Source organism: Acidovorax sp. SRB_24 (genome assembly GCF_012931925.1).
In genome coordinates, this window is sequence record NZ_MWOM01000369.1 from 1 (window position 1) to 244 (window position 244).

Below are 244 nucleotides of genomic sequence, written 5' to 3' on the forward strand. Positions count from 1 at the left end.
CGCGTTCTGCATGCCCATGACTTCCGCGACGCCTGTGAATTCACGGGCAAGGACCTGCTGCTGGTGGGCAGCAGCTATTCCGCAGAGGACATCGGCACGCAATGCTACAAATACGGCGCCAAGTCGGTCACCTTCAGCTACCGCAGTGCGCCCATGGGCTACGACTGGCCCAGCATGTTCCACGAGGTGCCGCTGCTGCTGCGCGTGGAAGACCGCACCGCGCACTTTGCCGACGGCAGCCAGC

The 244-nt window shown here is 63.9% G+C and carries 1 pseudogene; it reads left to right on the top strand.

The features are described from left to right. A pseudogene (locus B2J89_RS23420) lies at positions 1-244 on the top strand (NAD(P)/FAD-dependent oxidoreductase); the annotation flags it as partial.